Here is a 12,567-nt window from a genome sequence, read left to right as displayed (position 1 = left end):
ACTCCGGGGTGTACTTCCGCCCTGCCATATGAACCATCTTCCCGGACCATCAAGATCCGCCATCAGAGTGTCCACATCACAGGGGTCACCTCAGTTGACGGCATCCCCGAACTCCTCGACAACCGCCTCGACGACAACGGCGACCAGGTCCCCTACCGCCGTTCGGAGACCATCGCCTACGGCCTGCGACATGCCTACGCACAGCGGCACGCCGATGCCGGAACCGCCATCGACGTGCTGTGCAAGCTCATGGACCACCGCTCACTCGACGTCACCATGGGCTACTACACCGTCTCCCAGGAGCGGCGTCGCAAGGCCGTCGAAACGGTGGCGGTACTCGCCGCCGACCGTCACGGGAACCCGAGAGGCTCCAACGACCCGCTCGCCTACGAGCTGCGATCCGTGGCGGTGCCGAACGGAGGATGCACCAAGCCCAGCAACGTCAAGGCCGGCGGCGGGCACTGCCGCATCCGCTTTCAGTGCGCCGGCTGCGACTTCTACGAGCCCGACCCCTCCTACCGTCCGGCACTGGAGCAGACCATCGCCGATCTGCGAGCAGATCGGGAGGCAGCGACGGCCATGGGCGCCGCGGACTGGGTGCTGGCGAACTTCGAGCACCAACTGGAGGCATACGCAAAGGTCTTGGCCGAGATGGACGAGCGCTTGGCTGGTCTGTCACCGCAGGAACGGGATGCGGTGGAGGCGGCGTCGAAGGAGCTGCGGAAGGTCCGCGCCTCTCAGGCGTTCTTCCCCGGTGACACTCTGGACATCAGGAGGGCCCCGTGATGGATCCGACGACCGTTGCCCGCGAGGCCCGCGTAGAGCGGCTGCGGCAGGCACGGACCGCCGACAGCAAGGCCAAGACCAAGCGGAGCCTCGACGCCGTCGCCGGCCTCGTCGCCGCAGGCGAGCGGATTACGGTCGCGCGCGTGGCCCGCAAGGCCGCCGTCTCCACCTGGTTCGTCTACAACAGTCCGGACGTCCACCAGGCGGTGCAAGCTGCCGTCCAGGAACAGGCCCGGCACGGCATTCCGGCCGCAGCCATTCTCCCGAAGCAACGGGTCAGCGAAGCCAGCCTGCAGACCGACCTCGCACTCGCCCGCGAAGAGATCAAGGGCCTGAAGACGGAACGGGACCGACTCCAGGATCGGGTCAGGCTCGCCCTCGGCGCTGAGATCGACGACGTCCAGCGAACCGAACTTCTCCGCCGCATTCGGGACCTGGAGAGCCACAACGCGCTCCTGATCTCCGAACTTGCCGAGCAGACCGCGCGAGCTGGAAGGCTCGAACGTCGCACAGTCGAGCTGGAAGACGAGGTCACCGCGGTCCGTAGAGCCCTCACACGATCCATTCGAGCGGTTCCAAGCTCGGCTCGATAGCCGCCGGAGCCCACAACCTCGCCGGTGCTTCTGGCCAGATAACTGGCCAGAAGCATCACCCGGCTACGAGTCCGCGGTCATGCTTCCGGCGGACGCACCCAAGGGGCAAGGCGTTCCCCAGCCTCCAGATTCTCGCGCCAGTACCGGAAGACGGTTCCCTGGACGATGTCGAGCTGCCGGGCCGCGATCAAGCCGGAGGCGGGTTCAGGTCCTCCCGCATCGGCCTCGAAGGCGACCAACACCTCAGGTGTTTCACCAACCTGCCGAGACACGATCCGGGCCTCCGCGGGTGTCGGCTCGCGGAACGTCGGATCGTGGAATGAAGCGGGACATATGACGAAGACCGGGTCGCTGAAGACCAGCTCCAGGCCGTGGTGGTACGACAGGTCGTGGCCGGCGCCCAGCCGCAGCCGACCGGCGTTCCCGCTGACAACGTCCCAGTCCCACCAGGACCCATCTGGAAGGTGGATCACAAAGCTGCCCCCCAAATCGAACGAGCGGGCAGGCTACACGGGCGCCCACCCCGAATTGCCGGACACTACCCGGCCTTGGCATTTCCGAGCTCGACTGCCAGCGCGGCCATCTCCCGCAAGCGCTCGTAGTACTCGATCGCGCCGCCCTCATCACCGATCGACGGAACGACCTTTTCAAGGGCCCCAAGGCACCCGAGGAGGATGCTGCGGCGCTTCTCATCAAGGGGCCCCGACAGTGACGAGGAGACACAGCCAGCGGTGTCCGCGTCCAGCAGCACCATGTCTTGGCCCTCGATGTCCTGACCACGAAGATGGGCCGGGAACCTCGCGCGAATGTGCTCCTCCCACAGTCGTGAGAGGAGGTCCAGTTCCGGTTCGTTCACGTTCGAGATCATGCATCAGATGCCAATCAGTCCAGTCGTTTGAAGGTGTGCTGGAGTTCTCCAGCCTCCAGCAGCCCGACGATCACATCCACCATTCCCGCGATGCCTGGGGAACGGACGATCAGGCCGTCAGAGCATGAGAAGTACCTGCCACCCAGGGCCTCTCCGGTGCCGTCCCACCGATTCATCAGCCGGCCGACTTCGTCGACGGTCAGGATCGTCGCGCCCCACCGTGATCCGTCAGGGAGGAGGACTTCGGCATCGGTGTTGCAGACGTCGTCGAGATCCTCGTGCGGATCCGGGAGGAAGCGGATCTCGAAGTCGTTGTTGCGGACTCGATAGAAGGGGCCGTGCCATCCTGCCTCGGCGTCGGGCCGGTCAGGATCATCGGCCGCGTCATCGGGACCGGCATAGTCGTCGGGTGCCTGTGGGTACAGGTCCAGCGCGATGTCGAGGCCGAGGTCTCCGGCCTCTCGAAGGAGCGCGGAGGGGAGAGCGCATCCGCCCTGGCCGCTCTCACTGCCGAAGCCGAGGAACAACTCCAGCTTGCAGTCGGCGGCCAGGCTCGCCAATTCGTCGTGCTTGCCGACCAGACGACGGAGGAGTTCGGCGACGTGATCCTCTGGACATCGGTCGTTGTCCAGGCCACTCTTGAGAATCCAGACGGCGGCCCCACGCCGACGGCTGAGTGGGTTCCGTGGACTTGAGAGGCTTCCCCGCTCGTACTCGTGATCAGGGGTAATGCCCAGCCGCACCGAGATCTCACTCGCGCGGACAGTCCAGCTCGTGATCCGCAGGGATCCAGCCGACCACTTCGTGCCCGGCATCGGCGACAGCTCTATCGATTCGTCAGACACGGCGACACCATGACAGGTCACCGCGCACCTGGCCAGCAGGTTTCTCCGGAGCTGCTGTGCCTCACGTGCCTCAGACAGCGATCTTCAGCTACATTGCTGTACTGCCACTGGCTTTCCGTGAGTCTCCGGAACCAGCAGTGCAGATAACGCGGGTGTCGCACTCCCCGTACTGCTTGGCCCAGTGAGGGAACTTGGTACGGCTGTAGCCCTCCATGGAGTGAGGCTCGGCCACGGTCAGGTCGGCCAGTTCATCGCGCGCGACATCGACGGGCGGGGCTCGGGCAGCGTGCGGTGGGTGGCTGTCGCCGCGGCGGCGGGGGCGGTGGTGCCGGCGAAGGCGGGACCTGCGGCCGGCAGAGCGGTCAGGACGAGCGTGGCGAGGACGGTGGTGGCGCGGCGCCACGCGGCAGTGGTGATCATGGTCAAGCTGTACCGGCCCCGGGTGTCGGGTGACGACTGTTCACCTGACCAGCGGCGCGCCAACTGTCCAAGGTTGACGCCGAGAGGGCCAGTACCTCAGCTGTTCGGGTACTGGCGGACTCGCCGGGGCTCTCGCGCCAGTACCCGGGCTTCCGCGGATAGCGGGGTACCGCCGTCCGGGGCGGCTGTCAGCCCTGGTTCGCGGTTTCGACGGGCAGGCCCCGCGCGGCATCGAAGGCCGTGTGGGTGGCGAGGGCGGCGTTGTGCAGTTCGGTGAGGATCGAGGCCAGGGCGGCCTTGGCCTGCGTCGCTTCGGCCTCTTGCTGATACCGCCACCTCTCTTCGGAGGGACCGCCCGGCCGGGAGAGGGCGATCTGCGCGTGGAGGCGGAGCCGCCTCTGGTCGAGGACCTGGAAGGCGACCGACACTGCGAGTTCGCGGGCCTCGTCGGGCGTCTCCTGGGTGCCGAGTACGTGGTGAACGCTGATCCGCTGGCCTCGTTCGAGGTAGACCCGTTCTCCAGGGACCCCAGAACGTCGGCGCCGCTGCCCGTCGGGCACGGCCGTGGCGGTGTCGACGCTGGTCACCTCGGTCCGCGGCCAGGCGTCGAGGTCGGCGGCGATGCGTGTCGCCCCGGCACTGATCTCGCTGATCAGGTGGGAGAAGTCTTCGATCGCCTCGTAGCGCAGGCGCATCGCCTCCTCCTCGGCCGTGTCGAGGGCGGCGATCCGGTCGAGCAGGGTGGCGGGGTCCTTGGCCATGGACGACGGCGCCTCCGGCGGCGGGGGCGGAAGTTCGGGCACGAGGGACAGCGTTCGGCTGTGGTGCAGCAGCCGCACGACCTCCACGTCCGGGTAGCGCTGCAGGGCTTCCCGCAGTGCCGCCACACGGCCGGCGGGGAACCGGTGGCCGAGGACCACCTCGGTCAGCGCGCCGCGGATGTCGATGCTGTTGTGTTGGAGGGACTGGTCCACCAGGATCAGGCGGTATTCGTTCTCGTTCGACCAGTCGTAGTGCTTGCGGAAGAAGAGCTGCTCCGCCGTGTCCCGGGCGTAGACGCGGGCGAGGGCGTCCACCCCGAAGGCCTTGGCCTGCCCGAGGTCGAACCCCCGGGCGTCGACCGCTTTGTCCATGAGGTTGTAGGACACCGGCCCGTGGAACCGTAGGTCGTCGTCGATTCCCGCGCGGTCGAAGGCGGCGATGAGCCTGTCGCGGTCGAACCGCAGGCAGATACCGCTGTGACGGCCCGCGTAGTGGGCCCACAGCGACAGATGCGCCCACCCGCGCAGCGCGTTCGGGTCGAGGGTGTAGGGAGGGAAGACGAAGTCCCGGGTGAGGCAGGCGACCTTGGTGTGCAGCCGGATGCTGCGGTCGATCTCCTCCCAGACCCAGCCGGCGGCATCGACGTCGGCCTGGTCGTCCTCGTGGACGCTGAGAACGGGAGGGAACGGGTCTGCCTCCCACAGGTCGTTCATCGACTCGAACGGGCCCAGGCGCAGCGTCCCCGTGGTGAGGATCCCGGTGATCGCCGCGTCGGCGCTCGTGTAGTGGTACAGATCGCCGGTCTCCGTCGGCTTCGTCCTCCGGGCGCCGTGCTCGCCGAACGCCTCGAAGGAGTCCTGGAGCGTCCCCACCTGCCGTGACCTGGACATCCGACCTTCTTCTGTCGCTCAACCGGCGGGTCCCCCCTCGGGACAGGCCTTCCGGTGTCCTCACCCTATGCCATTATCGTCGAAATGACGATAATGGCATAGGGTGAGCTGGCGATCCCATCCCAAAGCGAAACGACCGTTTGCGCTATGAGGGATGGGTTGCTACCGTCGAGATGAACGGAAACGTTCGTTTTCGCTGGTTGTGTGCTGCTGCCGGGAGCCCTCCGGCGGCCGCCCTCCTGTACGGCGAGGAGCGTGTCATGACCGCCTTACCGCCTGTCGAGCCTCTTCCCTGCCAGACCGCTGTGCTGATCGTCGGGGCCGGTCCCGCCGGCCTGGCGCTGGCGGTGAGCCTGCGTCAGCTGGGTGTGGCCCATGTCCTGATCGACCGGGGTGCCGGGATCGGGACCGGCAGCAGAGCGGCGGCCGTCCAGCCCCGCACCCTGGAGTACCTGGACCGGATCGGCGTCGGCGCCCCGCTCGTCCGGGCCGGGACGAAGGCGCGCGGGTTCTGCCTCCACGACCGTGACCGGACGCTCCTGCGGGCCTGCTTCGACCAGCTGGACACCCCCCACCCGTACATGCTGCTGGCCTCCCAGCAGACCACCGAAGAGCAATTGCTCGCGCGGCTGGAGGAGTTGGGTGGCGCCGTCCACCGCAGCCACCGCCTGCTCGGCATCACCCCCGACCATCCCGGCGTGATGGCGACGGTCGCCGGCCCGGACGGGGTGGTGCGCGCCGTGTCCGCCCGCTACCTGGTCGGCTGCGACGGCCTGCACAGTACGGTGCGCACGGCGGCGGGCATCGCCTTCCCCGGCGACGCGCGGGAGCAGCTGTTCGCGCTCGCCGATGTCCGCCTCCAGGCCGGCACGCGGGCCGCGGCCTGCGAGGACCCCACGTTCTTCCTCTCCGGGGCGGGCATGCTGCTGCTCTCGCCGCTCGCCGGCGGCCTGCACCGGCTGGTCGCCCCCGCCGCGCCCGGATCGGCCGCGCCGTGCGCGGGGGACGTCGAGCGGCTGCTGTCCGAGCGCGGTCCCGCGCGGGAGGCGGCGCGGGTCGCCGAGGTGGTCGCCGCCTCGACGTACCGGGTGCAGGAGAGGGTCGCCGAGTCGTTTCGCGCCGGGCCCGTCCTGCTGGCCGGCGACGCCGCCCACACCCACAGCCCCGCCGGCGGGCAGGGCATGAACACCGGCATCCAGGACGCCGGGAACCTGGCCTGGAAGCTGCACGCCGTCCTGAGCGCGATGGCACCGGAGGAGCTGCTGGACAGCTACCACCGGGAGCGGCACCCCGTCGCCCGCGCACTCATCTCCTTCACCGCCCGCTTCGCCGAGGTCGCCGCCCTGACCGACCCGGCCGCCTGCCTGCGGCGCAACGCCCTGCTGTCCGCCGCCGCCGGCACCCCGGGGATCACCGACTGGATCGCCGCCAAGCTCGCCCAGCTCGACATCGGCTACACCGACCAGCCCGACCTCGGCACCCCGCGCCCCGGCACGCGGGTCAGCCCACGGCTCGTCCCCCCGGACGGCCTGCACTGGACCCTGGCCCTGCCCGGCGCACCCGCCGAACCGACCGCCGCCCCGGACACGTCCGCGCTGCACGGCCTCCTGACGGTCCGGCACATCCCCGCACTGGACACCACCCTGCTGGTCCGCCCGGACGGCTACCTCGCCGCCCACGGCCTGCCGGCCACGCCCGGCGAGGTCCTCGCCCACCTGGCCGACCACCTGCCCCTGGAGCCCGCGGCCTGAACCGCACGCTCGAAGGAGTCACGGACATGACCACTCCCGCCTCCCGCCCCACCCTCATCCGCCGGGCCGCCGTCTTCGACGGCACCCGCCTCCACCCGGCCCGCGACGTCCTGATCCAGGGCCCGTCCATCACCGCCGTCGGCAACGCCCTGCCCCTGCCCGAGGACGCGCACGTCATCGACGCAACCGGCCGCACCCTGCTCCCCGGCCTGATCGACGCCCACACCCACGCCACCGACACCGGACAGCTCCGCCAGTCCCTCCTGTTCGGCATCACCACCGAACTCGACATGGGCGGCGCACCCGCAACAGCCCGCCGACTGCGGGCCGCCGCAGGCGACCGGGACGACCTCGCCGACCTGCGCGTCGCCACCACCGGAGCCACCGCCCCCGGCGGACACCCCGGCCAGCTGGTCGCATCCGGCCTGCTCGAGCCCTTCCCCACCCTCGCCCGATGGCAGGACGCCGACGCCTTCGTCGAGGCCCGGGTCGCCGAAGGCGCCGACCACCTCAAAATCTTCATCGAGGACGGCACCGCCATCGGCCACCCGATGCCCCTGATGTCCCCGCAGACCGTCACCGCCCTGGTGCACGCCGCCCACGAACACGGCCTGCGCACCGTCGCCCACACCCTCACCCGCACCGCCACCCGCCAGGCCATCGCCTGCGGCATCGACGGCCTCGCCCACGCCCCCGCCGACGGCCCCTGCAGCGACGACCTGATCGAAGCAGCCGCCGCCACACGGCGTCTTCGTCGTCCCCACCCTGACCGCACTCACCGGCATGACCCCCACCCCGGCCGAGTACGCACTCGCCGACGACCCCCGGCTGCGCCCCTACGCCGAGACACGATGGCTCACCGAACTCAACCGCATCCGCACCACGAACCCCGCCGAGCGCGTCGGCCCGATCCGGATGGACCCGGCCCACGCCGCCGACGCAGCCCTACGCATGTTCCACCTCGGCGTCCCCCTGCTGGCCGGCACCGACGGCACCGGCGGGATGGGCCACCCCACCACCCACGGCATCAGCTACCACGGCGAACTCGCCCTGCTGGTGGCCGCCGGACTCACCCCCACCCAGGCACTGACCGCCGCCACCGCCGCCCCCGCCGACGCCTTCGCCCTCACCGACCGGGGCCGCATCGCACCCGGACTGCGCGCCGACCTGCTCCTCGTCGAAGGCGACCCCACCCGCGACATCACCGCCCTGCGCGCCATCACCCACCTGTGGCGCCGCGGCACCCCCGTCGACCGCCCCGCCCTCGTCACCACCGGCGCCGAAGAGATCCGGAGCTGACCATGAACCCCACCACCGCCCCGCCCCACGCGGGCATCCACCACCTCAAGCTACCCGTCACCGACCTGGAACGCAGCGCCCGCTGGTACACCGCGGTCCTCGGCGCCCACCGCATCGAGGCCCTCGACCACCGCCGCCCCGACGGCACCCTCTTCGCCGTCATCCTCGACGCCCCCGGCCTGGGCACCCGCCTCGAACTGCGCCTCGACCCGGCCACCTGCGCCGCCCTGAACGGCTACGACTTCCTCACCCTCGCCGTCGACGACCGACCCGCCCTCGACCGCTGGACCGCCCACCTCGACGCACTCGACGTCCCCCACTCACCGCCGGTCATCGCCCTCGCGGGCTGGCTCCTCGTCGTCCCCGACCCCGACGGGCTACGCCTGCGCCTCTACACCAACACGCCCCACGGTCTGGGCCCCGAGCACGTCGAGTACGACTCGCCCTGGCTCGCACCCGTCCCACCGGGCACGGCGCCCGCCCCGTGAACCCCGGTCCCTGCCCCCGGCAGACCGACCGCCCGCGGCACCACACCCCGCTCTCCCCGCGCCGCGGGCGGAGAAAGGGATGTTCAGAACTACGGTCGGACGACTTCGGCACGGTCCGTTGGTGACCGGCAACTCCCGGAAGACGCCGGCGCGTTCATCCGGGCTGACGGAGCCAAGCGCGGCTGCCAGCCAGCCGCCGGCCGGGGCAAGCGCCTCCACTGCCCCGGCCGCACCTGCGGCCGGAGGGGCGGGCCGCCGAACCGCCGCGGCCGCGGCCGACGCCGACCACGGCGACCGTCCTCCCCGCCGCGCAGGACCACTGCGGCCGCCGGGGCCATCCCGACCCGGAGGCCCGAACTTCCCTTCAACGCCCGCGAGTCGACGGACCCGCCGCACTGGTCACAGCCCGTCTCCACCCTCTCCCGGGGGGAACGCCGAAGCGAGGGCCGACAGGCCCTCGACCATGCGGTCCACCGAGACCGGGTCCACCAGGTAGCGCCCGACCAGCAGCCCCGGCATCAGGGACATCAGCACCGACGCCACCGCCTCCGGGTCCGCCTGCGGCCCGAGCCGCCCCTCCTCGCGCCACCGCCGGGCCAGCTCGGCGAGACTGCCGCGCACGTCCAGGTAGAACGAACGGGTCCGCTCCGCCAGCTCCGGCCTGCGCAGCGCCTCCCCCCACGCCTGGATGGCGATGCGCCGCAGGTCGTCACCCTGCCCCGGGTCGCGGTCGCGCAGCTCGGCCACCATCGCGGCCACGACCTGGGCCGGCGACGGGGTGGGACGCTGCTCCAGCAGCCCGCTGAACAGGTTGCGGACCAGCGCCAGGGACTCGTCCGCGGCGGCCAAGATGAGGTCGTCCTTGCTGCGGAAGTACCGGTACACCGCGCTGGAGGACATGCCGGTCGCGGTGATCACGTCGTCCATCGACGTGGCGTGGAATCCGTCACGGGAGAAGCAGTGCCAGGCGCTGGTGAGGATGTGGCGCCGCCGCTCCTCCCGGGTTTCGTCACTCAGTCGGGGCATACCCCAAACTCTAAACGAAAACGCCTGTTCCCGTTTCAGGTTCAGCGGGGCCACGACCAGGTCCGCTGGAGCCGGAGAGAACCCATCACCGGCTGAGGCCCCGGCCCGTGGTGTGATCGTCCGGTCGGGTGGGCGGGCCGACCACTGGAGGAGGAAGCGCAGTGCCTCCTGGGAGGGCGAGTTCAAAGGAGCCGTATAGGCGACGAGTTGCTGGTCGGGCTGCGTGTCGACGGAGAACTGCTGGACGGCCAGGGTCACGGTGCCGATGACCGGGTGGCGGTAGGTCTTGGTGAGCTGCCTGGGCCCGCGCACCTGGTGGCGTCCCCACCAGGTGCGGAAGTCCACGTCCCAGGCGGTGGGTTCGCCGACCAGGCGGCCAAGGTCCGGTCGTTGGGGTGCATCCGGCCTCTATCTGCAGGACCGCGACGCACTCGCGGGTAGCGCGTGCCCAGTCCGCGTACAGGGACCGGTAGGCGTCGTCGAGGAAGGCTGGCCGGATCAGGTTGCGTTTGCGCTCGGGCAGTGCGGCGAAGTCGGCCAGCAGGGCTGCCGCGCCCCGGTTCCAGGCCAGCACATCCATGCGGCGGTCGAGGATCATGGCGGGGATGTCGTACATGCCGTCGAGCAGTTGGTGCAGTTTCGGGTCGGCACTTCGCCCGGCGGGCTGCCGGGCGGACGTGGCCTGCGTGACGTCGGAGACATCGACGGAGCCAGCCACGTCGACCTCTACGACAAGGAGCAGCACGTCGGCCCCGCGGTCTCGAAGCTCACCGACTTTTTCGAGACTCACCTGGCCAAGACCGCGTAGACAGACGGCCCCGGCGGCCACCATCACCGACGTCACGGCCATCACCCGCCCCGCCCTGCTCGGCACTGCTCTGCCCGATAGCGTGGGAACCTGGCAGGTCAGCGCCGTCCGCCACCTGGGCTCCGCCCGAGCCCGGGACCCGCTGCACGCGGCAGCCCTCCTGCCCGAAGCCCCCTGCCCGCGACCCCGGTGATCGTTCCAGAACGCGTTCGGCCCACGACCGGAAAGGTGCGATCTCCGGCCGGGCGCGTTCTGCCTGTGCCGGATGGTCTGCCGCCTGACGGTTGGGGCGGGCGGCATCGTTGGGGCCGCCGTGAGCGGCTCGGCGGCCCCACCACCCCACGCGGCTACCGACGGGACGACCGGGCCACGCTTCGCTGCACCGCGCAGGTACCGCGTAGACGTGAGCGCGAGCCGGCGGGACATCGCGCGTCTGGTGTTCCAGACCCCGGAGTGAGCCTGTCACCAGCTGAGCGCGAATCCTGCTACTTCGCGCACAACCGGTTCAGGTCGTTGACGTCGATCTTGATGACGTCGGTGGCGGGACTGCTCCAAGGGTGGCTGTTGAGGAAGTTCTGCGCGGCGTTGCGCACTCCCTGCCAGGTGGTGGCGTTGGTCGGGGCTCCGGCCTGCCGGAGGTCGCCCTGGGTGTTGCGGACCGCCTGGCCGCAGGTGGTCGCCCTGGCAGGCGACGGGGCGGCCGCGGCGTCAGTGGCCGCGACGGTGCCGAGCGCGACGGCGCTCAAGACAACGGGGACAAGTGCCTGTCGGATCTTCACGTGCTGGACCTCTCACTGCCGAAGGGGGACCTCTTCGGCCCCCGAAGTGCGCTGGCAGCAACGAGTCTGGGCCAGAGGCCAGCCGCCGGTGGCCAGGCACGACCGTGAGTGCCCGAACGAGGTACGCGGCCGCAGCTCCTGCCCTCACGCTCAGCTTAGTGGTCAACGCTCGAAGTCCTTCAAGGGTTGACCCGAGAACAGGGTTTGTGGCGAGAAGCGGTGGCGCCCGCCCTGCGGACGATGCTCCAGCAGGACGACCACACAGATCCGCACTTGGAACTGCTGCGCCTCGGCGCGGAGAGCCCGGGCGTCGCTGCGGAGGACGTCATCGTCACCCTGGTCCTGGACGGAGCGCTCGTCACGGGGACCGTGGTCTCCACCGCTACCTGGGAGCACCTCCACCTCGGGCAGCTCGGGAACCAGGACGGCGACCTGCGTCGGGTCGCCAGGGAAGCGCTCGTGCACCTGGACGACGCCGCCGAGAAAGGCCGGCGCCGTCGCGAGACGGATCACCGCTTCCTGCATCTGCGGCACGTCACCTACCGGTCCGGCCGGACCATCCACACCCTGCCGACCTGGCGCGGCCGTACGAGTTGAGCACCACGTCATACTCGAATCGAGGCGACAGCAGGAACGGCAGCCCATCGGGCAGCCCGGCCTCGTCGAGCCAAGGCGTCAGGTCTTCGGGCAGGTCACGAAGCCTGGGCAGTACCGCTGCGGGCCGGGCGACATCGCGGCTGGTGTAGTGCACCGTCCACGCGGATCTCTGCTTCACCGGCGCAACATACGCGGTCAGTAACCAACCGTGCACAAGCCAGCGTCAGGTGGACGCGGACCGGGCCGCCGAAGACCCCCTCACAGACCATCACCGGCAAGATCGTCGTGTCCAGCGCGACCACCTGGCCCGGCCTGGTGACCAGCACGTGCCCGTCCTTCTCGGGCAGCGACGCGGAGCGTTCGTAGCGCTGCCTACCACGGCCGGGGCCGAACCACTCGTGCCAGACCCGTCTGTGAGCGTGTCGTAGCTGGGAACCTTGATCTCTTGGCCGGGGAACGTCTCGCGGACGTAGCGGTGGATCATCGTCTCCCGGGTGCGGGCGTCCACCTTGGAACGGTGGTGCCTGGTCTCCTCTCGAACGGTCAGGATCGCTTCGCGGACTGAGGTGACCCCTGTGATGTGGACACTCTGATGGCGGATCTTGATGGTCCGGGAAGATGGTTCATATGGCAGGGCGGAAGTACACCCCGGAGT

13 protein-coding genes and 3 pseudogenes are annotated in these 12,567 nt (G+C 70.1%); 7 read left to right on the top strand and 9 right to left on the bottom strand.

Annotated features, from left to right (window positions below; genetic code table 11):
• Both AC07BF_RS36795 and AC07BF_RS36790 read left to right on the top strand, forming a co-directional pair.
• A pseudogene (locus AC07BF_RS36795) lies at nt 1-786 on the top strand (tyrosine-type recombinase/integrase); the annotation flags it as partial.
• A complete protein-coding gene (locus tag AC07BF_RS36790; protein ID WP_363589337.1) occupies nt 786-1,379 on the top strand; it encodes a DUF6262 family protein in 594 nt (197 codons plus the stop codon). The pseudogene AC07BF_RS36795 and the gene AC07BF_RS36790, both read left to right, overlap by 1 nt.
• A 77-nt stretch (nt 1,380-1,456) precedes the next feature.
• On the opposite strand, the gene AC07BF_RS36785 is transcribed toward AC07BF_RS36790, so the two are convergent.
• The 5 genes from AC07BF_RS36785 to AC07BF_RS36765 form a co-directional block, all read right to left on the bottom strand.
• The gene (locus AC07BF_RS36785) at nt 1,457-1,852 is read right to left on the bottom strand and encodes a hypothetical protein (RefSeq protein WP_400812372.1); all 396 of its coding nucleotides are present in this window, start codon (nt 1,850-1,852) and stop codon (nt 1,457-1,459) included.
• A 65-nt stretch (nt 1,853-1,917) separates the two neighbouring features.
• Nucleotides 1,918-2,247, bottom strand: a complete 330-nt coding sequence (locus tag AC07BF_RS36780; protein WP_400985808.1) for a hypothetical protein — start codon at nt 2,245-2,247, stop codon at nt 1,918-1,920.
• 14 nt (nt 2,248-2,261) lie between these two features.
• The gene (locus AC07BF_RS36775) at nt 2,262-3,092 is read right to left on the bottom strand and encodes a DUF4279 domain-containing protein (RefSeq protein WP_400985810.1); all 831 of its coding nucleotides are present in this window, start codon (nt 3,090-3,092) and stop codon (nt 2,262-2,264) included.
• Nucleotides 3,093-3,326: 234 nt separating this feature from the next.
• Nucleotides 3,327-3,512, bottom strand: a complete 186-nt coding sequence (locus AC07BF_RS36770; protein ID WP_363589343.1) for a hypothetical protein — start codon at nt 3,510-3,512, stop codon at nt 3,327-3,329.
• Nucleotides 3,513-3,700: 188 nt separating this feature from the next.
• The gene (locus tag AC07BF_RS36765) at nt 3,701-5,164 is read right to left on the bottom strand and encodes a DUF2971 domain-containing protein (RefSeq protein WP_363589345.1); all 1,464 of its coding nucleotides are present in this window, start codon (nt 5,162-5,164) and stop codon (nt 3,701-3,703) included.
• A gap of 260 nt (nt 5,165-5,424) precedes the next feature.
• Here AC07BF_RS36765 and AC07BF_RS36760 point away from each other — a divergent pair, with 260 nt between their 5' ends.
• Nucleotides 5,425-6,915: an FAD-dependent monooxygenase gene (locus AC07BF_RS36760; RefSeq protein WP_363589347.1), complete on the top strand. Its 1,491-nt coding sequence runs from the start codon at nt 5,425-5,427 to the stop codon at nt 6,913-6,915.
• Here AC07BF_RS36760 and AC07BF_RS36755 read toward each other — a convergent pair.
• Entirely contained in the window at nt 6,828-7,700 is an 873-nt protein-coding gene (locus AC07BF_RS36755; protein ID WP_478334532.1) for a hypothetical protein, read from the bottom strand. The two genes, AC07BF_RS36760 and AC07BF_RS36755, sit on opposite strands and share 88 nt — an antisense overlap.
• Here AC07BF_RS36755 and AC07BF_RS36750 point away from each other — a divergent pair.
• Both AC07BF_RS36750 and AC07BF_RS36745 read left to right on the top strand, forming a co-directional pair.
• Nucleotides 7,699-8,214 (top strand): amidohydrolase family protein, encoded by a 516-nt coding sequence (locus AC07BF_RS36750; RefSeq protein ID WP_478334531.1) that lies wholly within the window; start codon nt 7,699-7,701, stop codon nt 8,212-8,214. The genes AC07BF_RS36755 and AC07BF_RS36750 overlap by 2 nt on opposite strands.
• A gap of 2 nt (nt 8,215-8,216) precedes the next feature.
• Nucleotides 8,217-8,702 carry a VOC family protein gene (locus AC07BF_RS36745; RefSeq protein ID WP_363589351.1) on the top strand — a complete coding sequence of 162 codons (486 nt, stop codon included), beginning with the start codon at nt 8,217-8,219 and terminating at the stop codon, nt 8,700-8,702.
• Nucleotides 8,703-9,101: 399 nt separating this feature from the next.
• On the opposite strand, the gene AC07BF_RS36740 is transcribed toward AC07BF_RS36745, so the two are convergent.
• Together AC07BF_RS36740 and AC07BF_RS36735 are read right to left on the bottom strand one after the other, a co-directional pair.
• Nucleotides 9,102-9,728: a TetR/AcrR family transcriptional regulator gene (locus tag AC07BF_RS36740; RefSeq protein WP_363589353.1), complete on the bottom strand. Its 627-nt coding sequence runs from the start codon at nt 9,726-9,728 to the stop codon at nt 9,102-9,104.
• 210 nt (nt 9,729-9,938) lie between these two features.
• A pseudogene (locus AC07BF_RS36735) lies at nt 9,939-10,326 on the bottom strand (MmyB family transcriptional regulator); the annotation flags it as partial.
• Nucleotides 10,327-10,428: 102 nt separating this feature from the next.
• Between AC07BF_RS36735 and AC07BF_RS36730 the strand changes: the two are divergent.
• Nucleotides 10,429-10,536, top strand: a pseudogene (locus tag AC07BF_RS36730) (alpha/beta hydrolase); the annotation flags it as partial.
• A gap of 485 nt (nt 10,537-11,021) precedes the next feature.
• On the opposite strand, the gene AC07BF_RS36725 reads toward AC07BF_RS36730, so the two are convergent.
• Nucleotides 11,022-11,282, bottom strand: a complete 261-nt coding sequence (locus tag AC07BF_RS36725; RefSeq protein WP_400812360.1) for a hypothetical protein — start codon at nt 11,280-11,282, stop codon at nt 11,022-11,024.
• Between the two features lie 252 nt (nt 11,283-11,534).
• Here AC07BF_RS36725 and AC07BF_RS36720 point away from each other — a divergent pair, with 252 nt between their 5' ends.
• Nucleotides 11,535-11,912: a hypothetical protein gene (locus AC07BF_RS36720; RefSeq protein ID WP_478334530.1), complete on the top strand. Its 378-nt coding sequence runs from the start codon at nt 11,535-11,537 to the stop codon at nt 11,910-11,912.
• Nucleotides 11,913-12,567 lie beyond the last annotated feature (655 nt).

It is taken from the genome of Kitasatospora sp. NPDC043950 (assembly GCF_056435345.1).
Note: the sequence above shows the minus strand (reverse complement) of the source record. Positions and strands in the feature narration are given on the sequence as shown.